General features: G+C 73.3%; 20 protein-coding genes and 1 riboswitch. Of the genes, 10 read left to right on the top strand and 10 right to left on the bottom strand.

Translation table 11 applies throughout. The annotated features are described in order from the left end of the window. Window positions 1–400 (top strand): extracellular solute-binding protein (locus WEB03_RS07245; protein ID WP_368070278.1); only part of this gene is annotated, 400 nt, incomplete at its 5' end. A gap of 39 nt (window positions 401–439) precedes the next feature. Beyond that, a complete protein-coding gene (locus WEB03_RS07240; RefSeq protein WP_368070277.1) occupies window positions 440–2,086 on the top strand; it encodes an ABC transporter permease in 1,647 nt (548 codons plus the stop codon). Window positions 2,087–2,119: 33 nt separating this feature from the next. Here WEB03_RS07240 and WEB03_RS07235 read toward each other — a convergent pair whose 3' ends face one another. Then, window positions 2,120–3,187: an ABC transporter ATP-binding protein gene (locus WEB03_RS07235; RefSeq protein WP_368070276.1), complete on the bottom strand. Its 1,068-nt coding sequence runs from the start codon at window positions 3,185–3,187 to the stop codon at window positions 2,120–2,122. 162 nt (window positions 3,188–3,349) lie between these two features. On the opposite strand from WEB03_RS07235, the gene WEB03_RS07230 reads away from it, so the two are divergent. The 4 genes from WEB03_RS07230 to WEB03_RS07215 all read left to right on the top strand — a co-directional run bounded on the left by WEB03_RS07230 (window position 3,350) and on the right by WEB03_RS07215 (window position 6,332). Then, window positions 3,350–3,703, top strand: coding sequence for a co-chaperone GroES (locus WEB03_RS07230; RefSeq protein WP_368070275.1), 354 nt, complete (start codon window positions 3,350–3,352; stop codon window positions 3,701–3,703). 25 nt (window positions 3,704–3,728) lie between these two features. Beyond that, on the top strand, window positions 3,729–4,829 hold the full coding sequence (locus WEB03_RS07225) for a histidinol-phosphate transaminase (protein ID WP_368070274.1): 1,101 nt from the start codon (window positions 3,729–3,731) through the stop codon (window positions 4,827–4,829). 85 nt (window positions 4,830–4,914) lie between these two features. After that, window positions 4,915–5,487 (top strand): TlpA family protein disulfide reductase, encoded by a 573-nt coding sequence (locus tag WEB03_RS07220; protein WP_368070273.1) that lies wholly within the window; start codon window positions 4,915–4,917, stop codon window positions 5,485–5,487. Beyond that, window positions 5,484–6,332, top strand: coding sequence for an alpha/beta fold hydrolase (locus tag WEB03_RS07215; RefSeq protein WP_368070272.1), 849 nt, complete (start codon window positions 5,484–5,486; stop codon window positions 6,330–6,332). The genes WEB03_RS07220 and WEB03_RS07215 overlap by 4 nt, the downstream gene beginning before the upstream one ends. Window positions 6,333–6,468: 136 nt before the next feature. On the opposite strand, the gene WEB03_RS07210 is transcribed toward WEB03_RS07215, so the two are convergent. The 6 genes from WEB03_RS07210 to WEB03_RS07185 all read right to left on the bottom strand — a co-directional run bounded on the left by WEB03_RS07210 (window position 6,469) and on the right by WEB03_RS07185 (window position 14,444). Then, window positions 6,469–7,314 carry an ECF transporter S component gene (locus WEB03_RS07210; RefSeq protein ID WP_368070271.1) on the bottom strand — a complete coding sequence of 282 codons (846 nt, stop codon included), beginning with the start codon at window positions 7,312–7,314 and terminating at the stop codon, window positions 6,469–6,471. After that, a complete protein-coding gene (locus WEB03_RS07205; protein WP_368070270.1) occupies window positions 7,311–8,924 on the bottom strand; it encodes an ABC transporter ATP-binding protein in 1,614 nt (537 codons plus the stop codon). Before WEB03_RS07205 ends, WEB03_RS07210 begins: the two co-directional genes overlap by 4 nt. Continuing rightward, window positions 8,921–10,051: an energy-coupling factor transporter transmembrane component T gene (locus WEB03_RS07200; protein WP_368070269.1), complete on the bottom strand. Its 1,131-nt coding sequence runs from the start codon at window positions 10,049–10,051 to the stop codon at window positions 8,921–8,923. Before WEB03_RS07200 ends, WEB03_RS07205 begins: the two co-directional genes overlap by 4 nt. A 71-nt stretch (window positions 10,052–10,122) precedes the next feature. After that, window positions 10,123–11,097 (bottom strand): hypothetical protein, encoded by a 975-nt coding sequence (locus WEB03_RS07195; protein ID WP_368070268.1) that lies wholly within the window; start codon window positions 11,095–11,097, stop codon window positions 10,123–10,125. Between the two features lie 161 nt (window positions 11,098–11,258). After that, a riboswitch (cobalamin riboswitch) is annotated at window positions 11,259–11,350 on the bottom strand. Window positions 11,351–11,436: 86 nt separating this feature from the next. After that, entirely contained in the window at window positions 11,437–12,402 is a 966-nt protein-coding gene (locus tag WEB03_RS07190) for a hydroxymethylglutaryl-CoA lyase (RefSeq protein WP_368070267.1), read from the bottom strand. Further along, complete coding sequence (locus tag WEB03_RS07185) at window positions 12,399–14,444, bottom strand: biotin carboxylase N-terminal domain-containing protein (protein ID WP_368070266.1); 2,046 nt, start codon at window positions 14,442–14,444, stop codon at window positions 12,399–12,401. The genes WEB03_RS07190 and WEB03_RS07185 overlap by 4 nt, the downstream gene beginning before the upstream one ends. Window positions 14,445–14,620: 176 nt before the next feature. On the opposite strand from WEB03_RS07185, the gene WEB03_RS07180 reads away from it, so the two are divergent. Beyond that, on the top strand, window positions 14,621–15,217 hold the full coding sequence (locus WEB03_RS07180; protein ID WP_368070265.1) for a Gmad2 immunoglobulin-like domain-containing protein: 597 nt from the start codon (window positions 14,621–14,623) through the stop codon (window positions 15,215–15,217). A gap of 21 nt (window positions 15,218–15,238) precedes the next feature. On the opposite strand, the gene WEB03_RS07175 is transcribed toward WEB03_RS07180, so the two are convergent. Beyond that, on the bottom strand, window positions 15,239–16,030 hold the full coding sequence (locus WEB03_RS07175; RefSeq protein ID WP_368070264.1) for an enoyl-CoA hydratase-related protein: 792 nt from the start codon (window positions 16,028–16,030) through the stop codon (window positions 15,239–15,241). Window positions 16,031–16,159: 129 nt separating this feature from the next. Here WEB03_RS07175 and WEB03_RS07170 point away from each other — a divergent pair, with 129 nt between their 5' ends. Continuing rightward, window positions 16,160–16,486: a hypothetical protein gene (locus tag WEB03_RS07170; protein WP_368070263.1), complete on the top strand. Its 327-nt coding sequence runs from the start codon at window positions 16,160–16,162 to the stop codon at window positions 16,484–16,486. Between the two features lie 70 nt (window positions 16,487–16,556). Here WEB03_RS07170 and WEB03_RS07165 read toward each other — a convergent pair whose 3' ends face one another. Then, entirely contained in the window at window positions 16,557–18,179 is a 1,623-nt protein-coding gene (locus WEB03_RS07165; RefSeq protein WP_368070262.1) for a carboxyl transferase domain-containing protein, read from the bottom strand. Window positions 18,180–18,373: 194 nt separating this feature from the next. On the opposite strand from WEB03_RS07165, the gene WEB03_RS07160 reads away from it, so the two are divergent. Together WEB03_RS07160 and WEB03_RS07155 are read left to right on the top strand one after the other, a co-directional pair. After that, window positions 18,374–20,356, top strand: a complete 1,983-nt coding sequence (locus tag WEB03_RS07160; RefSeq protein ID WP_368070261.1) for a right-handed parallel beta-helix repeat-containing protein — start codon at window positions 18,374–18,376, stop codon at window positions 20,354–20,356. A gap of 3 nt (window positions 20,357–20,359) precedes the next feature. Continuing rightward, entirely contained in the window at window positions 20,360–20,923 is a 564-nt protein-coding gene (locus WEB03_RS07155; protein WP_368070260.1) for a hypothetical protein, read from the top strand. A gap of 3 nt (window positions 20,924–20,926) precedes the next feature. Here WEB03_RS07155 and WEB03_RS07150 read toward each other — a convergent pair whose 3' ends face one another. After that, window positions 20,927–21,385 carry a GatB/YqeY domain-containing protein gene (locus WEB03_RS07150; RefSeq protein WP_368070259.1) on the bottom strand — a complete coding sequence of 153 codons (459 nt, stop codon included), beginning with the start codon at window positions 21,383–21,385 and terminating at the stop codon, window positions 20,927–20,929. Between the last annotated feature and the right edge of the window lie 205 nt (window positions 21,386–21,590).

Raw genomic sequence — 21,590 nt, 5'->3', positions numbered from 1 at the left:
CTCGCAGCTCGAGGCGATCGAGCGTGGCGAGGTCGACGTGGCCATCGTCAACCACTACTACCTCGCCCGGTTCACCGCCGAGAACCCGGACTTCCCGGCCGCGAACAAGTACCTGCCGGGTGACATCGGCGGGCTCGTCAACGTCGCCGGCGTCGGCGTCCTCGCCAGCTCCGATCAGCCGTCGGCGGCCGAGCAGTTCGTCGCCTACCTGCTGAGCGAGCAGGTGCAGGACTTCTTCGGCACCGAGACCAACGAGCGCGAGTTCCCCGCGGTGACCGGCATCGAGGCGACCGGCCTGCCGAGCATCGAAGAGCTGTCCCCGCCGGATGTCGACCTGTCCGACCTCGAGGATCTGCAGGGCACCATCGAGCTGCTCCAGGAGACCGGCGCGCTGGAGTAGGGCGTCGGGGCCGAGGTCCGCGGTCGCTACCGTCCCGACGTGACCGAGACCCGCGCTCCGGCCCCCGTCGACCCGCTCGACGCGACGGCCCCCGCTCCGCCTCAACGGTGGCGGGGCCCCCGTCGTGCGAGCGGGTCGACGTCGCCGTTGGTCGCCGGGCCGGCGGTCGTGATCGCGTTCCTGATGCTGGTCCCGGCCGCCTATCTGGTGTTCCAGGCGGCCGAGCTGCCCCCCGCGCGCATCATCGACATCGTGATCTCACCGGACACCCTGCGGCTGACGCTCCGGACCCTCGGGCTGGCGGTGGCGGTCACCGCGGCGTCGCTGCTCATCGGCCTGCCCCTGGCCTGGCTGACCGTGCGCAGCGACCTCCCCGCGCGTCGCTTCTTCGCCGTCGCGACGGCGCTGCCGCTGGTGATCCCCACCTACGTGGGCGCGTACGCCATCCTCGCGACCTTCGCTCCGGGCGGTCTGGTCGAGGCGTGGTTCGGGTTCCGGCCACCCTCGCCGTACGGGTTCCCCGGCGCGTTCGCCGCTCTGACGCTGTTCACCTACCCCTACGTGCTCCTCACCTGTCAGGCCGCGCTCCGTGGCATCGACCCACAGCTCGAGGAAGCGTCCCGGTCGCTCGGGCGGGGGCCCGTGGCGACCTTCGTGCGTGTCACCCTGCCGCAGCTGCGTCCCGCCGCCGCGGCTGGTGGGCTGCTGGTGTCGCTGTACGTGCTGAGCGACTTCGGTGCGGTGTCGATGCTGCGGTACTCGACCTTCACCCGTGCCCTGTACACCCAGTTCCGGTCCGCGTTCGATCGGGCACCCGCCGCCGTGCTGGCACTCGTGCTGGTGACCCTCACCATCGTGGTCCTGATCGTCGAGGCGAGGTTCGCCAAGGACCGGGGCGGTCAGTTCCGCACCCGGTCGACCTCGCCGTCGCCAGCGGTGGTCCCGTTGCGCCGCTGGCGGTGGCCGGCGGCGGTCTTCGCGTCGTCTGTCGTGGCAGCCGGCCTGGTCGTGCCCGTGACGGTCGTGGTCTACTGGCTGGTCCGTGGCCTGCGATCGGGCGAACCTCTGGCGCTCGTGTTCGGCGCCGCCGGCCGCAGCCTCCTGGTCGCCGCCCTCGGTGCGCTGGTCGCCACGGCCGCCGCACTGCCCATCGGCATCTGGTCGGCCCGGTCGTCCTCGCGGGTCGCCCGGGCCATCGAGCGAGCCTCGTTCACCGGCTACGCCCTCCCCGGGATCGTCGTCGCGCTCGCGCTGGTCTACGTCGGCATCCGGGTCACCCCGTCGCTCTACCAGACCTTGGCGATGCTGGTCTTCGCGTACGTGGTGCTGTTCCTGCCCCAGGCCGTCGGCGCCATCCGGACCTCGCTGCTTCAGGTCCCGACGACGGTGGAGGAGGCCTCCCGGACGCTCGGCGCCGGCCGCGTCCGCACGCTCGTCCGCGTCCTGCTCCCGCTGTCGAGCCGAGGCGCGCTGGCGGGGGGATCGCTGGTGTTCCTCACCGCGATGAAGGAGCTGCCGGCGACCCTCCTGCTCGCCCCGACGGGCTACGACACCCTGGCGGTCCGGGTCTGGTCCGCCACCCGCGAGGCGTTCTTCGCGCGGGCTGCAGCGCCGGCGCTCCTGCTGATCGTCCTCGGCTCGTTGCCGCTGGCCATCCTGACGATCCGGGGCCGCCGCGCCGAGTGAGTTCCGCGGTCGCCGGCCAGCCGCCGGTGGCGGTCAGCCGGCGTGCGGGAAGGTGACGATCGGGCCGAGCACGGCGACGTCCACGCGGTCGCCACGGTGCAGGTCGAGCAGCGGGCCGCGACGAGCGCGGATCGAGGTGCCGTCGGCGAGCCGGACGTGCACGAGCTGGTCGTGGCCGAAGTACTCGATGCCGGTGATGGTGGCCGTCCCGCGCGGGTCGGCGGAGACCTGCAGCGACTCGGGGCGGATCACGGCGGCGACCTCGGGGGAGGTGACCGCATCCGTGGTCGGGAGCTGGCCGAGCGCGGTGTCGACCAGGTAGGTGTCGATCCGCCGCGCCGGCAGCACGTCGGCCTCGCCGACGAAGCCGGCGACGAACCGGGTCGCCGGCCGCGTGTAGAGCGTCTGCGGTTCGTCGACCTGGTGGATCCGGCCGGCTTGCATCACCGCGACCCGGTCGGCGAGGCTGAGGGCCTCCTCCTGGTCGTGGGTGACGAACACGGCTGTCGCGTCGGCGGCGCGGAGGATGGACCGGACCTCCTCACGCACGGTCGAGCGGAGCGACGCGTCGAGGTTCGAGAACGGTTCGTCGAGCAGGACCAGCTCGGGGGAGGGCGCGAGCGCACGCGCGAGCGCTACCCGCTGCTGCTGGCCACCGGACAGGGCGGAGGGCAGCCGTCGCCCGAGGTCACCCAACCCGACCAGATCGAGGACCTCGTGGACCTGCTCCCGGCGTGCGCGACGTGGGAGGTCCCCGAGGCCGTAGGCGACGTTGCGTGCCACGCTCAGGTGCGGGAAGAGCGCGTAGTCCTGGAAGACCAGGCCGACGGGTCGCTTCTCGGGCGGGACCGAGGTGCGGTGATCGGCGACGATACGGCCATCGATGACGATCTCGCCCGCGTCCGGTGCGAGGAGGCCGGCGATCATGCGCAGGACGGTGGTCTTGCCGCAGCCCGACGGTCCGAGCAGTGCGGTCAGCGTGCCGCGGGGCACGTCGAGGTCGACGCCGTCGACGGCCACGGTCGTCCCGTACGCCTTGACCAGACCGCGACACGCCAACGCGGTGGTCCGCGTCGGGGCGGGCAGGTCCAGGGTGACCACGGGAGGGACTCGTCAGGTCGGCGGATAGGTGAGGCTACCCTTCCTCGACTTCCGCGCGCAGCTCGAGGTCGGTGGCCGCGCCACCTCGGCCGGTCCGTGCGGTCCACACCTCCCCGAGGTCCCCGGCCGGGTGCTCGATGGGGCGTGGCTAGGCTCGGTCCTATGAGCGTCCCCGAACCACTCCCGTCGACCGGACCCGCCCCACGTCGGGCGGTCAGCGTCCTCGGCGACCGGGTCCTCGTCGCACCGCCGGGCGACGCCGAACGGCGCACGAAGGCGGGGATCCTCATCCCGGCGACCGCGCGGTCGGTCGACCGCAAGGGCATCTGGGGAGCGACCGTCGCCGTCGGACCTCACGTCCGCCACGTGACGGTCGGTGCCGACGTGCTCTACCTGCCCGAGGACGCCATCGAGGTGGACGTCCAGGGGGACGCCTACCTCATCGTCCGGGAGCGCGACGTCCACGCGGTCGGCACCTCCGATGCGGCGGACACCAGCACCGGCCTCTACCTCTGACCGACCTCTGACCGACGGGAGCCCCGTGTCGTCGATCGCCTCCTCGTCCGCTGCCGGTCCACCTCCGGGCATGCGGGTCCGGTTGTCCTCCAACGAGTCGCCGTACGGGCCATCACCGGAGGCGCTCGCAGCCGCGACGGCCGCCGCGGCCGAGGCGCACCTGTACCCCGACGATCAATCTGTGGCGCTGCGTCGGGCCATCGCGAACGATGCCGGGGTCCCGCTCGACCAGGTCGTCGTCGGCAACGGGTCGGCCGCGTTGCTGATGGACGCCATCGGGTGTCTCGCGCGCCCGGCGCCGGACGGCACGCCTGCCGAGGTGCTCGCCTTCGAGCGCAGCTTCATCGTCCACCGACTCGGCGCCCGGAACGCCGGTGCCCGGTACGTCCAAGCCCCCGACGGCGGACCGGCCACCGGGGATCGGAACGGCTACACGCGCGATCCCGAGGCCCTGCTCGAGCGGGTCACCCCGGCGACCCGCATCGTCGTGATCGACAACCCCGGGAACCCGACCGGCAGCCACCTGTCGGGCTCCGAGCTGACCGCGCTGCTCGCGGAGCTGCCCGACCACGTGACGGTGCTGCTCGACGAGGCCTACCACGACTACGCGGCGGATGATCCGACCTACGCGACCCACGCCGACCTCGACGTCGACCACCCGCGGGTCCTGGTCACGCGGACGTTCTCCAAGGCGCACGCGCTGGCGGGGCTGCGGATCGGGATGCTCACCGGGCCAGCCGACCTCGTGGCCGAGGTCGACGGGTGGCGGCCGAGGTTCAACGTGACCGCGCCATCGCAGGCCGCCGCCATCGCATCGCTCGCGGACCGGGACCACCTCGAGGCGGGGGTCGAGCGCACGCTCGAGGGGCGCCGCCGGATGGTCGATCACCTGCGCGCCGCTGGGATCCCGCTGACCGCCGGTCTCGGCAACTTCGTGACCATCGAACTCGGCCAGGCATCCGGACCCGTCGTCGACGCCTACGCCGCCCACGGGGTCGGTGTCCGACCGCTGGAGCCCTACGGGATGCTCGCACAGATCCGCGTCAGCGTCGGCAGCCCGGACGAGGTCGACGCGTTCCTGTCCGCATCGGACGAGGTGCTCGCCGACGTCGCTTCACGCGGCTGACCCGCGCCGCCGGTCTCGTACCCTCCAGTCCTCCGATCCTCTCGACCCCTCCCGCCCCCCGCTCCCGACGCAGAGGCGACCTCCGGTGCGACGATCCCTCGCCCTCCTGGTGAGCGCCCTGGTCGTGGTCGCTTGCAGTGGGGACGGCGACATCGCGGACTTCGGCCCGGGTGCGCCCACGGCGGATGCTCCCGAGCTGCCAGCCGATCGCGGGCTGGATGTCACCACCGTCGAGGAGCCCGGCGAGGTCCCGCCGGAGGACGCTGAGCTGACCGAGGCCGACTGGCCGGCGGCCGCGGCGTGGATCCGGCGGGAGAACGAGGCCGGCCGGCCGGTGGTGATCAACTTCTTCGCGAGCTTCTGTGAGCCCTGCAAGCGTGAGCTCCCGCTGCTGCTGGACACCGCCGCGCGCGAGACCGACGTCGCCTTCCTCGGCGTCCACACCAACGAGCAGCGCGCCCTCGGTGAGCAGATGGTCGAGGAGTACGGCATCGTGTTCCCCACGCTCCACGACCCGACCGGGGACGTGGTCTTCGAGGTCGGTGGGCGTGGGCTCCCGCACACCGTCGCCTTCGACACCGAGGGCCGTCTGGTCAGCCGGGTGTTCGGTGAGCTCACCGAGACCAGCCTCGATCGGCTCATCGACGAGGCGCGGTGAGCGGAGCAGCGCAGGCAGGCCCGCTCCTCCCGCCCGGTCGTTCGGGACGGCCCCGCGTCGTGCGGTCGATCCTGCGCCGTGACGGTGTCCCCGTCGACCTCGCGGTCGTCGAGATCGGTGAACCGCACGCGCCGGCCGTCGTGCTGGCCCACGGGGTCGGTTCCTCGGCCCGCTTCGTCGCCGCCGCGTGTGCCGAGCCGTTGGCGCGGGCCGGGCGACGTCTGGTCACCTACGACGCCCGCGGCCACGGTGGCTCGACGGTCTGTCCCGACCCGGACGATCACCACCTCGACGCGTACGCCACCGACCTCGCTGCGGTCGTCGCGTCCACGTCAGGTGTCGAGGCGGTCGGCGGCATCTCGCTCGGTGGCCACGCCGCGTTGCGCTGGCCGGGGCGAGTGCCCCGCGTGGTGTGCCTGCCCGCGTGGGAGGGCACCGCCGTGGCCGGCGAGGGGCCGCACGCGGTCGTCGCCGAGGAGGTGCGACGGGTCGGCGTCGACGGGATCGTCGACCGGCTGCGGCGCGACACGCAGATGCCGACGTGGCTGCGGGACACGCTCGTCACCGACTACGCCCGCCACGACCCGGCGAGCCTGGCGGCGGCGCTCGTCGCGCTCGACGGCGGCGAGGCACCGACGCTCGAGGAGGTGGCCGCGCTGCCCGACCCGGTGGCGGTCGTCGCGTGGCGCGACGATCCCGGCCACCCCTTCGCCGTCGCGGAACGGTTCGTGGCGGCCGCGGCGGTCGGCACGCTGACCGAACTCGCGCTGAGCGACCTCGACCGATCGCTGACTCGCTTCGGCGATGCGGTGGTCACGGCGCTCACCTCGGTCGGTGGCCGCTGAGGCTCCCGGTCGCGACCGCTCCGGTCAGGAGCGGGTGTGTGACGATCGCGGGGCGGCTGACGGGGCGTCTACGCCTCGTGAGCCACCCGCTGACCGTGAGCCACCCGCTGATCGTGAGCCACCCACCGCCCGTCAGCTACCCACCACGCGTCGGGCGGTCGGGGTCGTCGAAGGTGATCGGGGCGTCGAAGGCGGCGCGCCTGCCCGCGCGGCGGAGCGCCCGCAGGATGGGTCGGCCGGTGACGACCACCAGCGTGCCGGTCAGCAACGCTCTCGGGATGTCGAACCCGAGCGAGGTGGCGACCGTGAAGGTCAGGAACCGGCGGACGTTGTCCACGACGGCGTCGCCGGGCACGTAGGACAGCGCGGTCACGGCCTGGCCCCGGAGCACGAACGGCCAGACGGTGAGGTTCAGCAGCAGGCCGTACAGCAGACCCGCGGCGGCGCCGTAGGCGCCGAGCACGGCGAGCTCGACCCGTCCGCGCACCCGGCGTGGCAGCAGGCCGGCGCCCGCGGCGACCCAGGCGGCGCCGAGCATCTGGAACGGCAGCCACGGGCCCACCCCGGCCGTGATCAGCGCGGACGCGAACAGCGTGGTGGCCCCGAGCGCGAACCCGAACCCCGGTCCGTACGCGCGGCCGGCGAGGACGAGCAGGAAGAAGATGGGCTCGAAGCCGGCGACACCGGTCCCGAGCGGCCGTAACGCCGCTCCGGCCGCCGCGAGCACGCCCAGCATCGCCACGGTCCGGGCGTCCATCCCGCCGTCGGCGAGCTCGGCGACGACGACGGCCAGGACGAGCGGCAGCAGCAGCGCGAACAGCAGCGTCGGATCGCCGACGCGGGCCAGCGGGGCGTCGGCCGAGGTCAGCAGCGGCCAGGTGAACCCCACCAGCCCGATGAGGGAGGTGATCGCCAGCGCCGCGGCGGCGCGCGGCCTGACCGCGACGGGCGTGGCTCGTGCCAGGACGGGGGGAGCGGTCACGGCAGGACCGCCAGCGCCTCGGCGACCTCGGTCACCGTGAGCCACGGTTCGGGGGCGAGCACCTTGCTGACCTGGGGCGCGAACGCGGGCGAGCCGACCACGACCTCGGCGGTCGGACCGTCCGCGACGACCTCGCCGTCGGCGATGACCACCGTCCGGGTCGCGACCTCGGCCACGAGTTCGACGTCGTGGCTGGCGAGGACGATGGCGTGGCCCTCGGCGGCGAGCTCCTCGAGGACCTCCACCAGACGCACCTTGGCGCCGAGGTCGAGGCCCCGCGTCGGCTCGTCGAGCAGCAGCAACGCGGGGGCGGCCGTCAACACGATCGCGAGCACGAGGGCCAACCGTTGTCCCTCCGACAGGTCCCGTGGGTGGTGGTCGTCGTCGAGGCCGGGGACCAGACGCTCGAGCAGTTGCCGGCAGGTCCCGTCCGGGACGTCGGCATCGGCGTCGGCGGCCGCGCACTCCTCGGCGACGGTGGGTGCGTACAGCAGATCCGCAGGCTGCTGCGGGACGAGCCCGACCTCGGCGATCAGCGCTGCGCCGGACAGCGCGGATGGGTCCTGCCCTGCCACGCGGACGTCGCCGGCCGCCGGGGAGACCGACCCGGTCAACGCGGCCAGCAGCGACGACTTGCCCGCACCGTTGCGTCCCATGAGGGCTACGACCTCGCCGCGGTGCAGCGCGAGGTCGACGCCTCGGAGCGCGACGGTCGGCCCGTACCGCACCACGAGGTCCCGGACCTCGGCGATGGGCGTGCCGTCGCGATCGACCCCGCGGCGTCGTGGCTGGTGGCCGGTGAGTCGTTCGCGCAGGGGACCTGCCGAGCGCCGGGCGTCGCGGACGGTGAGCGGCAAGGGGGACCAGCGGGCGACCCGGCCGAGCTCGACCACCGGCGGTGCGACCGGGGCCTGCGCGAGCACGGTCGCCGGGTCACCGACGACGGGGGGACCGCCGTCGCCGCGCAGCAGCACGACACGGTCGGCGAACTGGACGACGCGCTCGAGCCGGTGCTCGGCGAGCAGGACCGTGATCCCGAGGTCGTGGACCAAGCGGTGGAGGGCGGCGAGCACCTCCTCGGCCGCGGGCGGGTCGAGCGCTGAGGTGGGCTCGTCTAGAACGAGCACGCGTGGGCCCACGGTCAGCACCGACCCGATGGCGACCCGCTGGCGCTCACCTCCCGACAGGGTCCGCACGGGTCGGTGTCGCAGGTGGACGAGCCCGAGCAGGTCGAGGGTCTCCTCGACGCGGCGGCGCATGACGTCGGCGGGGAGGGCGAGGGACTCCATGCCGTAGGCCAGCTCCTCCTCCACGACGTCGGTGACCATGCCGGCCAGCGGGTCCTGCCCGACGACGCCGACCAGGTCGGCCATGTCCCGTGGCGGGTGCGTGCGGGTGTCGCGGCCTCCGACCGTGACCCGACCTCGCAGCGTGCCGCCGGTGGAGTGGGGCACCAGGCCGTTCACGGTCCGTAGCAGCGTGGTCTTGCCCGTCCCCGTCGGTCCGATGACCAGGCACAGCTCGCCCTCGGGGACGTGGAGCGACACGTCGTGGAGGGACGGTCGTGCCGCGCCGTCGTAGGTCACCGTGACCCGGTCGAGATCGATCACGCCGGCACCTGCGGGCGGTCGGTACCGACGGCGGCATCGAGCTCGGCGTGGGACGGCCCGGCGCCGTGGAGCGTCGGCGGCGGCGTGACGAACGCCGGCAGCAGCGCGACCAGGATCCCGGCGGCTGCGAGCGGCGGGAACGGCGGCACCGCGAGCGGGCTGACCGACGGGGAGATGGCGGACGGGTCGATGCCGCCGGCGACCACGACCAGCGCGGCGGCCGTGAGCCCCGCGGCCGTCGTGAGCCACTCGGGCGACCGCCACGGGTCCGGCCGGTAGCGCGAGCGGACGGTCCTGCGACCCGCGAGGTGCAGCCCTGCGCCACACACCACCAGCCCGGACGCCAGCGCGGACAGGGCGGCCGGGAGCGACGAGCTCGCATCGAGCAGCCCGTAGACGCCGAAGCAGGCGCCGAGCAGACCGCCGAGGAGTAGCACCCCGGTCGCTCGGCGGGTCGCCGTCGGGACGGCTGCGCGACGGCCGTAGCCCCGGCTGTCCATGGCCGCCGCGAGCGCCAGGGACCGTTCGAGCGCGTCCTCGAGCACGGGGAGAGCGACCTGGATCACCGATCGCGGGCCGCGGTGGGGGCGGCCGCGGAGCCGGCGCGCGCCACGGATCCGCTGGACCGACTCGACCAGCTGCGGGGTGAAGGTGATGGCCACGACCACGGCGATGCCGACCTCGTAGAGGGCGGCGGGCAACACCGCGAGCAGCCGCTTCGGGTTCGCCAGCGCGTTGGCGGCGCCGATGCACAGCAGCAGGGTGGCGAGTCGCAGACCATCGCTGACGGCGGCCAGCACGGCCTCGCCGGTGACCGGCCCGCCGAGCGTCACCCCGGCCGCCCAGTCCGGCAGCGGCACCTCCGGCAGGGTGAACAGCAGCAGTCCCGGCTGCGACGGAGCGAGGACGATCTGGAACACGGTGCGGAACACCAGCACGACGCCCGCGACCTTGAGGAAGACCCCGAAAGCGCGTGCCCACGGGGCCGCGGTCCGCCGTGCGGAGACCACGTACCCGAGCACCGCGATCACGAGTAGGAGCAGGAGCACGTTGGTGGTCCGGGAGGCCGCGGTGGCGCACCCGAGCGCCCACAGCCACCAGGCGCCGGGGTGCAGCTGACGAGGCACGGCACGACCGGCACCGCCCCGTCGCGCGGACGGCGCGGCGACCGGGCGAGCCTCGGCGACCGCCGGCGCTCTCACAGGACCTCGTCCCGTCGGCGTCGGCGCGCCTGCAGGATGCCCGCGCCGGCGAGCCCGACGATCAACAGGCCCCCGACGGCTGGACCGATCGCGGAGCGTCCCCCCGCTGGGTCGCCGAACGACACATCGAGCAGGACCGGTTCGGGTCCGTCGGTGCCGTCCTCGCGCGTCGTGGTCGTGCCGCCGTCGCCCTCGTCGGCCCCGGCGAGCGCGGGATCCCCCGGGTCACCGGGTTCGCCGTCGCTGCCCGTGGAGCCGTCGTCGTCGTCGCTGTCGTCGTCGCGGACCTCCGAGCGTGCCTGGCCCGCGCTCGACGCGTCGGGGGGTGTGGATGCCTCCGGAGGGGCGTCGGGCGGGTCGGCGCTGCTCGGCTGGGCTGCGGGCCGGGATCCGTCGCCTCCCGTCGACGCTCCAGCGGAGGACCCGCGACGATCGTCGCCACCATCCGATGCGTCCGTGTCGGGCGGTGTCGTCGGCGTCGGCGACGGCTCCGGAGTGGGAGCCGGCGCGGCCGGTGGTGGGGCCGACGGCGGCTGGCCCGCACCGAACACCCAGGCGTCGCTGCTGCCGGGAGGCGGGGTGCGGTTGGCCCCACCGCGGGTGTTGTAGGTCCAACCCGACGCGCCCGGCTCGGCGGACCAGTACGACCAGTAGGCATCCGACGGCGCGCCGTTACAGGGGTCGGGGAAGCGGTCGATGGTGCACACGAACCCCTGCTGTCCGGGCACGAACTCGTAGTGGAACCCCGCGCCCGTCAGGGCGGCGAGACCGTCCGACGGCCGACCCGGTGCGCACCGCTCGATGGTGGACCCCGACGCGCGTTCGACCAGCACGGTCACCCCGTCGCATCCCGCCGAAGCCGCGGTCGGACCGGCCGTCCACGGGCCGACCGTGAGCACCGTCAGCACCGCGACGCACAGCCACCGGGCGAGGTGCCGCCGGTGGGGGACGGACGCGGTGGGGGTCGTCACGGGGGATCCTCCCGGGCGTCCCCCGGGGTCCCGCGCTGCCCGCCGGACGACGACGCCCCTCGCGTGGTACGCGAGGGGCGGTGACGACCGGGAGGACGCGGACGTCTCCCGGGCTCCGCCCCGTGAACCTCGACGGGTGGTGGAGCCGCTCGCGCCAGGCAGGTGCTCCGACTCGTCGCCAGGCCGTCACCACCGAGGTGGGACGGGGCGACCTACGGTTGCGGGTCAGCGCCGGGTTCCGACCGGACTTCCCCCACCGGGTGCGTGTGGTTGCTGCGTCGGTGAGGGGAGCACGCTTCCGGCGACGCTGTCAACCGCGCGGCACCGCCGGCGCGCGCATCACGCCGAGGAGTCGTCACGGGTCGCCGATCCGGCGGCGGAGACCTCGTCGGCGAGCGCGCGCTTGGCCAGCGTCGCGCGCGCGACCCGCGATGTGGGGGCGCGGCCGAGACGGTCGGCCATCCAGGCGCTGACGTCGACGAGCGCCGCGAGGTCGACGCCGGTGTGGACCGCCGCCCCGTCGAGCGCGTACACGAGGTCCTCGGTGGCGAGGTTGCCGGTGGCCCCCGGGGCGTAGGGACACCCGCCGAGCCCCCCGGCGGAGGTGTCCGCGACCCGGACCCCGGCCTCGAACGCGGCCAACGTGTTGGCCAACCCCTGGCCGTAGGTGTCGTGGCAGTGGACCGCGAGCCGGTCGAGGGGGACGTCACCGGTCAGCGCGGCGATCAGGTCCTGGACCTGGACCGGGGTACCGACGCCGATGGTGTCGCCGAGCGAGACCTCGACGCAGCCGAGCTCGAGCAGGGCGGTCGTGACGCGACGGACGTCGTCGACGGGGACCTCGCCCTGGAACGGACAGCCGCAGACCGTCGACACGTAACCGCGCACCCGGAGCCCCGCGTCGGTCGCGCGGGTCACGACGGGAGCGAACATCGCCAGCGACTCGTCGATGGAACGGCCGAGGTTGGCGCGGCTGAACCCCTCGGAGGCCGCGCCGAACACCGCGACCTCGTCGACGCCGGCCGCGAGCGCGCCGTCCAGGCCGCGCTCGTTGGGGACCAGGACCGGGTAGCGCACGTCGGGGCGGCGGGTGAGCCCGGCGAGGACCTCAGCGGCGTCGGCCAGCTGCGGGACCCACCGGGGGGACACGAAGGAGGTGGCCTCGACGACCCCGAGGCCGGTGGCGGCCAGCCGCTCGATGAACCCGATCTTCACGTCGGTGGCGACGGTGCCGGGCTCGTTCTGGAGGCCGTCGCGGGGGCCGACCTCGACGATCGTGACGGCGTCCGGTAGCTGCCAGGTCACGGAGCGGCCTCCTGGTCGGGGGTGAAGCTGAGCAGCGGGCTGCCCGCATCCACCGAGTCACCGACGCCGACGTGGACCGCGGTGAGCGTGCCGTCGACCGGCGCGGTGATCGGGTGCTCCATCTTCATGGCTTCCACCACCAGCAGCGTGGTCCCCGCGGTCACGTGGGTCCCGACCTCGACCGGCGCGGCGATCAGCGATCCGGGCATCGGGGAGGCGAACGAGGAGTCCCCGAGGAGCGCCCGCTCGGCGACGTGTCGGGTGGCGGGCTCGTGCCGGAGGGCGATCGTGCGTCCACCGGTGTGGACCCAGACGGTGTCGTCGCCGTCCTCCGAACGCACCGAGGTGACCGTCGCCCGGACCTCGGTCCCGTCGAGGTCGACCCGCCAGGTGGCGGTCGTTGCGGACCGGGACCGGGGGACGGACTCGTCGACGACCGCGACCCGGACGTGTCGCTGCGTGCCGTCGGCATCGGTGACCGTGTAGGGCGGTCGGGCGGAGCCGTCCGGCGTCACCGCCACGCGGAGGTGGTGGACCCGGTCGCGGTCCTTCAGGGTGATCGGCGACCCGCCGTGATCGCCGAGCCGGAGCGGCCCGAGCGAGGTCGGCCAGCTCGGATCCTGGTCCGGCGTGCCGTCGCGGAGCACCGCCAGCGCGGCCACCACGAGTGCCGACGGGTCCGCAGGTGCGGGGCTCCAGCCGTCGAGGTGGTCGTCGAGGAAGCTCGTGGTCAGGTCGCCCGCGCGGTGGGCGGGGTGGTCGACGATCGCCGCGAGCAGTTCGAGGTTGGTGATCACGCCGTGGGCGACGGTGGTGCGGACCGAACCGACCAGCCGGTCGATCGCGGTCTTCCGGTCCGGGCCGTGGGCGATCAGCTTGCCGAGCATGGGGTCGTAGTGGGGGGTGACGATCCCGCCCGGTTCCACGCCCACGTCGTTGCGCAGGCCCGGGCCCGTCGCGAGCGTGAGCGCCTCGAGCTGCCCGACCTGCGGCAGCTGCGTCGCCGGGTCCTCGGCGTACCAGCGCACCTCGATGGCGTGACCGTCGGCGCGCACGTCGTCCTGATCGATGCCGAGCGGGTGGCCGGCGGCGACCCGCAGCTGGAGCGCGACCAGGTCGAGCCCGGTGACCAGTTCGGTGACGGGGTGCTCGACCTGCAGCCGGGTGTTCATCTCGAGGAAGTAGAAGGTCGGTTCGGGGTCGTCGAGCGTCGTGCCGTCGAGCAGGAACTCGACCGTCCCGGCGCCGGTGTACCCGACGGATCGGGCGGCAGCGACGGCCGCGTCGGTGAGCCGACGGCGGAGGGCGGGGTCGACGGCCGGGGACGGAGCTTCCTCGACGACCTTCTGGTGGCGTCGTTGGATCGAGCACTCGCGCTCGAGCACGGAGATGACGTGGCCGTGCTCGTCGCCGAGGACCTGCACCTCGATGTGGCGCGGTCGGCTCACCAGACGCTCGAGGATGACCCGCTCGTCACCGAACGCAGCCTTGGCCTCGCGCCGGGCGGCCGCGATCGCGTCGCGCAGGTCGCCCTCCTCGTGGACGGTGCGCATGCCCTTCCCACCGCCACCAGCGACCGCCTTGACCAGCAGGGGGAAGCCGACGTCGCCGGCGGCCGCGACCACACCGTCGTCATCGTCGCCCGTGGTGTCCGCGCCCGGGACCACGGGGACCCCGGCCTCGGTCAGGTGCCGCTTGGCCGCGGCCTTGTCGCCCATCAACTCGATCACGTCCGGCGTCGGCCCGACGAAGATCAGGCCCGCCTCCCGGACAGCGCGGGCGAAGCCGGCGTGCTCGGACAGGAAGCCGTAGCCGGGGTGCACCGCGTCGGCGCCGCTGGCGACCGCGGCGGCCACCACCCGTTCCACGTCGAGGTAGCTCGCGGTGGCGGGAGCGGGGCCGATCGCGACCGCGGCGTCAGCCTCACGCACGTGCGGCGCACCTCCGTCCGCGGCGCTGTAGACGGCCACCGTGGCGATGCCGAGCTCGCGGCAGGTCCGGATGATCCGTCGGGCGATCTCGCCACGGTTGGCGATCAGCACCCGCCGTATCGGTCGTGGGCTGCTGGGCGAGGGACCTGCGACCACGGAGGGCTCCCCGTGCGGACGGCGACGTGCTGGACGGAGCCGGACGCTAGCAGCGAGGCCCGGTGCAACCCCTGGCGGGCCTCGTGCGTCGGGTGTGTCAGGATGCCCGTCAGACCGACCGGAGCGAGACGATGTCCAGCACCCGCCACCTGACCGTCCGCCGCGGCACCGCGTTGCTCGCCGCCGCCACCTTGGTGCTCGCTGGGTGCGGCGGGGGTGACCCGACGGTGGTCGACACCGCTGCCGAACCCGAACCGACGCCGACCGAGGCGCTCGCGGCGGACCCGGAGGATCTCGAGGAGCCGGAGGGCGAGGTCACCGAGGAGCCCACCCCGGCACCGGCAGAGCCCACCACCGGCCCGAGCGCCGACGATGACGAGCTCGCCGACCCGTGCGCCGGCCACGAGGACCGTGACGACGAGGCGTTCATCGAGGTCGTGTCGCCGGTCTCCGAACAGCAGGCCAGCGCCGGTGCGGTCGAGCTCGTCGGCTGCAGCAACGTGTACGAGGCGAACGTGCAGTGGAGCCTGTACGACGGCGACGGGCGCGAGCTCGACACGGGCTTCACCACCGCGGAGTGCGGGAGCGGTTGCGTCGGCGCGTTCGCGGACTCGGTCCCGCTCGACGCGGCCGCCGGGGAACCGTTCGCGGAGCTGCACGTCTACGCCGAGGACGCCGCGAGCGGCGATCGGGTCCACCTCACCGCGATCCCGCTCGTCCTCAGCTGACCGGGTCGGTCCGGGCGACCGTCAGCGCGCGTCAGATGCCCAGGGGACGGGCTGGCGGGCGAAGAAGGCCGCCATGCCGGCCTGTCCCTCGTCGCTGACCCGACGGCGCGAGATCAGCTCGACCCGGGCATCCACGGTGTCCCTGGGGTCGGGGGTCGCCGCGATGGTCGCCAGCAGTCGCTTGGTATCGCGCACCGCGCCAGGCGCTGCGGCGAGGAAGGCGTCCACCAGCGTCGCGACCTCGGCGTCGAGCGCTGCCTCGTCGTCGACCACGTCGACCAGCAGGCCGAGCGCCAGGGCTCGGTCCGCGTCGAAACGCTCGCCGGTCAACAGGTAGCGACGAGCCGCGCCGATGCCGGTGCGGCGGACCGCGTAGTGCGAGATCATGGCCGGTGCGAGGCCGAGCCGGGTCTCGCTGAAGCCGAACAGCGATCCGCGCACGGCGACGGCCACGTCCGCGCAGGTCACCAGGCCGAGCGCGCCGGCGAGGCAGTGGCCGTTGACGCGGGCGATGACCGGGGCGGGGCAGGTGTCGACCGCGGCCAGCATCGCCTCGAACCGTCGCGAGCTCGCGGCGTTGTCCTCGAAGCTCGCGTCCACGGCCGAGCGCATCCAGTTGAGGTCCGCGCCCGCGGAGAACACCGATCCCGCGCCGGTGACCACGACCACGCGGACGCTGTCGTCGACGCCGGCGAAGGCGGACGTGAGCGCCTCCTGCAGCCGCCCGTCGAAGGCGTTCTTCACCTCGGGGCGGTCGATGGTCAGCGTCAGCACGCCACGGTCGTCGAGCTCGGTGCGCAGCACGTCGGTCACGTCCGGTTCCTCCTCGGCGGCGGCAGGACGCTATCCGCCTCGTCCCGTCATCCACAGCCGGCACGGGGCCCGTCGGCGGGACGAGCCGGCAGCGTGTGACCCTTGCGCTCCAGCGGACGGGAGGCAACGATGTCGATCGACGAACGGGACCGGCTCGCGCTGCACCGGCGGCTCGAGCAGGTCCTCGGACCGGAGCACGCCGTGAACCTGGTTGCGAGCCTGCCGCCCGCAGGCGACCGTGTCGCCACCGGTCGGGACATCGAGCGGCTCTGGGAGGCCGTGCACGCGCTCGGGGACCGCATCGATCGTCTCGAAGGTCGCATGGACCGGCTCGAGGGCCGGATGGACGGCCTGTACGTCGAGATCCGTGCGCAGACCCGGACCTACCTCATCGCCAACACCGGGCTGATCGCCACGGTCGCCGCGCTCGCCTTCGGTGCCGCCCGCCTCGTCTGAGCATCCTGCGTCTGCCGGCCGCGTCGCGCGCGGCACCTCACCGACCCGTCGCGGTCGGCGACGGTACCGGTCACATGCGGAAGACCCCGTAGCGCGGCGGTTCGACCGGCGCGTGGCGCGCCGCCGCGAGGCCCATGGCGAGCACGTCCCGGGTCGCGACCGGATCGATGACCCCGTCGTCCCAGAGCCGGGCCGTGGCGTAGTAGGGGTTGCCCTGGTGCTCGTACTGGTCACGGATGGGCGCCTTGAAGGCCTCCTCGTCCTCCGCGGACCACTCCTCACCCCGTGCCTCGAGGCCGTCGCGGCGGACGGTGGCCAGCACGCTCGCGGCCTGCTCGCCGCCCATGACCGAGATGCGTGCGTTGGGCCAGGTCCACAGGAACCGCGGGGAGTACGCGCGGCCGCACATCGCGTAGTTGCCGGCACCGAACGACCCGCCGGTCACGACCGTGAACTTCGGGACCGTGGAGCAGGCGACGGCCGTGACCATCTTGGCGCCGTCCTTCGCGATCCCCCCCGCCTCGTACTCGCGGCCGACCATGAACCCGGTGATGTTCTGCAGGAAGACCAGTGGGACCCCACGCTGGTTGCACAGCTCGATGAAGTGGGCGCCCTTGAGCGCGGACTCGGAGAACAGGATCCCGTCGTTGGCGACGATGCCGACGTCGTGGCCGTGGATGCGGGCGAACCCGGTGACCAGCGTCTCGCCGTAGAGCGGCTTGAACTCGTGGAGCCGGGACCCGTCGACGATGCGGGCGATGATCTCGCGCGCGGCGACCGGCTGGCGAGGGTCGGTCGGGATCAGCCCGTACAGCTCCGCGGGGTCCTCGGCCGGTGGCTCGGGCTCGGCTGCAGGTCCCGTGTGCCCGAGCCCGACGCCGAGGTCGGGGACCGGGCAGGTGGCCACGGCGTCGCGCGCGAGCTGGAGGGCGTGGCGGTCGTCGATCGCGAGGTGGTCGACGACCCCGGACGTGCGTGCGTGCAGGTCCCCCCCGCCGAGCTCCTCGGCCGAGACGACCTCGCCGGTCGCGGCCTTCACCAGCGGTGGCCCACCGAGGAAGATCGTGCCCTGACCCTCGACGATGATCGTCTCGTCGCTCATCGCCGGCACGTAGGCGCCACCCGCGGTGCAGCTGCCCATCACCACCGCGATCTGGGGGATCCCCGCGCCGGAGAGGGTGGCCTGGTTGTAGAAGATGCGGCCGAAGTGATCGCGGTCGGGGAACACCTCGTCCTGCTTCGGCAGGAACGCGCCCCCGGAATCCACCAGGTAGATGCACGGCAGGCGGTTGTCGCGGGCGACCTCCTGGGCCCGCAGGTGCTTCTTGACCGTCACCGGGTAGTAGGTGCCACCCTTGACCGTGGCATCGTTGGCCACGATCACGCACGTCCGTCCGCTGACGCGGCCGACCCCGGTGATGATGCCGGCTCCCGGAGCGTCGTCGTCCTCCATCCCCGCCATCGCCAGAGGGGACAGCTCGAGGAACGGGGTGCCGGGGTCGAGCACCGACTCGACCCGGTCCCGAGGCAGCAGCTTGCCGCGGGCGACGTGCTTGTCGCGCGACCGCCCGGGGCCGCCGAGCGCAGCCACAGCGAGCCGCTGGTGCAGGTCGCCGGCGAGCTGGCGGTTGTGGGCCGCGTTCGCCGTGAACCGGTCCGAGGTCGTATCGGCCGTGCTGACGAGTCGATCCACGCGCTCCGCTCCCTGACCGCTGTGCCGGATGGTGCGGCGTCCACGTCCACGCCGCCACCGTGCGTCGGGAGCCTAGAGGCCGGCGCTGACCGCGCGCCCACGCGCGCGTGCCTGCGGGGACGGGAGGTGTCGCGGGGTCCGAGCGCGAAAGGGACGGCGGGGGAGTGCCCCCTCGAACGCTCGAAGGAGTCGTGGTGCGACAGCAGGGACGTGGTGGCCGTGATCGGCGTGGGGAGGGGACCTGGCGCGCGGGTGGCCGCCGGATGGGCCTGGTGGTCGCCGTCGGGCTCGTGCTCTCGGGGCTCATCGGCGCCCCAGCCGCCGCCCACGAGGAGCGCGCCAGCCAGTTCCCGTCGGGCGACGGGACGACACCCGAGCACCGCACCTTCGACGAGGCGGCGGACGTCATCGTCGTGTGCAAGGACGACGTCTCGCCCGGGCGCCTCGCCGCCATCGGTGACCCGGCGCTCCGCGCGTTCAACCAGCGACTGCTCGCGGACTGCGCCCACCAGCACATCCAGGCCGCGGTCGACGCCGTCGAGGTCCAGGGCACCAACATCTACGTCCTGCCGGGCGTCTACCGCGAGCAGCCCTCGTGGGACGAGAACGCCCCCTGCACCCAGGAGTACGACGACGGTGTCGTCGAGTACGACCTCATCGTCAGCTGTGGCGAGGTCATCAACCTCGTGACCGTCGCCGGTGATGACCCGGACGACGACGACATCATCTGCGACAACCAGCTGTGTGACCTGCAGATCGAGGGCACCGGGGAACGTCCCGAGGACACCGCGCTCCGCGGCGGGTTCAAGGCGGACGGGTCGTGGGTCAAGCACAACGGCATCAAGGCCGACCGCGCGGACGGCTTCGTGCTGTCGAACATGGCCTTCCAGGTCTTCCGTGAGAACGCCATCTACGTCCACGAGACCGACGGCTACCTGCTCGACCGGGTCGTGGCGAGCCACAACGACCTCTACGGCATCCTGACCTTCACCTCGGACCACGGGCTGATCCGCGACTGCGACACCTACTTCAACGGTGACTCGGGGATCTACCCCGGTTCTGCGGCGAACGTCAACGCGGACAACCCCACCGCGCCGTTGACCCGTTGGGCGGTCGAGATCACCGGGTGCCAGACGCACCACAACGCGCTCGGCTTCTCGGGATCAGCGGGGAACTCGGTCTGGTTCCACGACAACGACGTCTTCCTCAACGCCGCCGGGTACGTCACCGACTCGTTCGTGCCGAACCACCCGGGGATGCCGCAGGACCACGCGTTCCTCGAGAACAACCGCCTCTTCATGAACAACGTGAACTACGTCGCCGAGTACGTCCAAGCCGGTCGCTGCGGCGGTGACCCGGCCGACCGTGGGTACGAGAACGGCACCGTCTGCCCGGCGTTCCCGGTCCCGGTCGGCACCGGCGTGATGATCGCCGGCGGCAACAACAACCTGGTCCGCGACAACGACATCTTCGACAACTGGCGCCAGGGGGCCATGCAGTTCTGGGTCCCCTCGGCGATCCGGGACGAGTTCGAGGACCAGTTCGACACCTCGAACGAGAACCAGTACCTCGACAACCGCATGGGCTTCGGACCCGGTGGGCTCGAGCAGCCGAACGGGGTCGATTTCTGGTGGGACGAGCAGGGGACCGGCAACTGCTGGCAGGGCAACACCGCCGTCACGGGCGAGGTGACCACGAACGCGACCGTGCCGATCGAGCAGACCGAGGGGCAGGTGCCCTTCACCGGTTTCCCCGACTGCGACTCCGGCGGCTCGCTGTTCCCCGTCGGATCGGTGGCCAAGTCCGCCCAGCTCGTGCCGTGCGCCACCTACGACCGCGAGGACCAGCCCGCGCCGCCGATGTGTGACTGGTTCGACTCCCCGGAGGCGCCCGCGGGCCGTCAGGCGCCGGCCGGTGAGGACCTCGACGCGCTGTTCTGGCCCACCGTCGCGATCGATCTCACCGAGGGCCTCGAGGACGGCGAGGTCCCCGGCGGCCGCGATGGAGACGCCGACGGTGACAGCTCGACCGGCGGTGACCAGGACGAGATCGAGCCGGTACCGGCCTCCTCACGCGGCGTCCTGCCCGTGACGGGTGCCGCCGGCATCCTCGGCCTCGCCGCCGTGGCGCTGCTCGGTGCCGGATCGCTCCGTCGCCGTCGCGCCGACGTCGGCTGACCCGTGCGACGGACCGCGGTGCTCGCGTTGGTGGTCGGGGCGGTGCTGGTCGCCGGCCCGGCCGCCGGCCTGCCGCTGGTCGGCGCGCCGCCGGTGGTCGCGGGTGACCTCGCGTTCGTCGATCACGACCGGGTCGTCCACCTGACCGCCTACGAGCAGCCGCTCACGGCCGTGGGGTACGCGCACGGCTCGGGTGCCCTCGTCGAGGTGCCGCTCGAGCACACCGGGGACGTGGGAGCGGTGACCGTGACCGACGTCGATCCGTTCCCCGAGCTGCTCGGCATGCTCGAGGTCGAGGCCGTCGCTGGCCTGCCGGTCACGCTCGAGCCGGGGGACCGTTCGACGGTCCGCATCGAGGCGCGGTTCGCCAACTGCCGTTACTACACCGAGCGTGCGGTCAACCTCTTCCGAGGTGCCGAGGTGACGGTCGCTGCGGCGGGCGGGACGACGACGTTCACCGCGCCGTACCCGAGCGAGGTGGTCCTGCGTTCGCCGACCATCCTCGGGTGCCCGGACCGCGTCACGGACCGCAGCGCCCGCCAGCGCATGCTGGCCCGCGACGAGTGAGCGTCAGCTCAGCCGGGTCTTGACGATCGCGGAGACGCGGTTGCCATCGGCGCGGCCCTGAACCTCAGCCATCGTGGCCTTCATGACCTGCCCCATCGCCTGGGGGCCCTCCGCGCCGATCTCGGTGATGACACGGTCCACGATGGCGCTGAGTTCGTCGTCGGAGAGCTGAGCCGGCAGGTACTCGGCGTAGAGCGAGGCTTCCGCGGTCTCGGCGGCGGCCTGCTCCTCGCGGCCCGCGTCGGCGAACGCGGTGGCGGCCTCTCGCCGGCGCTTGACCTCGGTGGCCAGCACCTTCTGGACCGTCTCGTCGGGCAGGCGCCCCTGCGGGCTGAGCCCCTCGGCGACGGCGGTGTTCTTGAGGGCAGCGACGACCATCCGCAGCGCCGACGTCCGCGCCTTGTCGCGCGCCTTCATCGAAGCGTGCAGATCGGACTCGATGCGGTCGTGCAGCTCGCTCACGAGAGGTCCCTCGGTCGGTCGGGGTCGCGGACCCGCTGATCGTAGGGCGGCCGCTCGGGGCACGAGCGAGGGCCCCCGCCGGATCGGCGAGGGCCCTCGTGGTGCATCGGCACCCGGAGGAGCGGGAGCGGCTCGGGGTGCCGGGCGGCCAGTCTCAGAGGTCTGGACATCGGGGTGTGTGAGCGCCGTTGTTGGCACATAATTT

Source organism: Nitriliruptor sp., assembly GCF_040882075.1.
In the GTDB taxonomy this organism is placed as follows: domain Bacteria; phylum Actinomycetota; class Nitriliruptoria; order Nitriliruptorales; family Nitriliruptoraceae; genus Nitriliruptor.
Note: the sequence above shows the minus strand (reverse complement) of the source record. Positions and strands in the feature narration are given on the sequence as shown.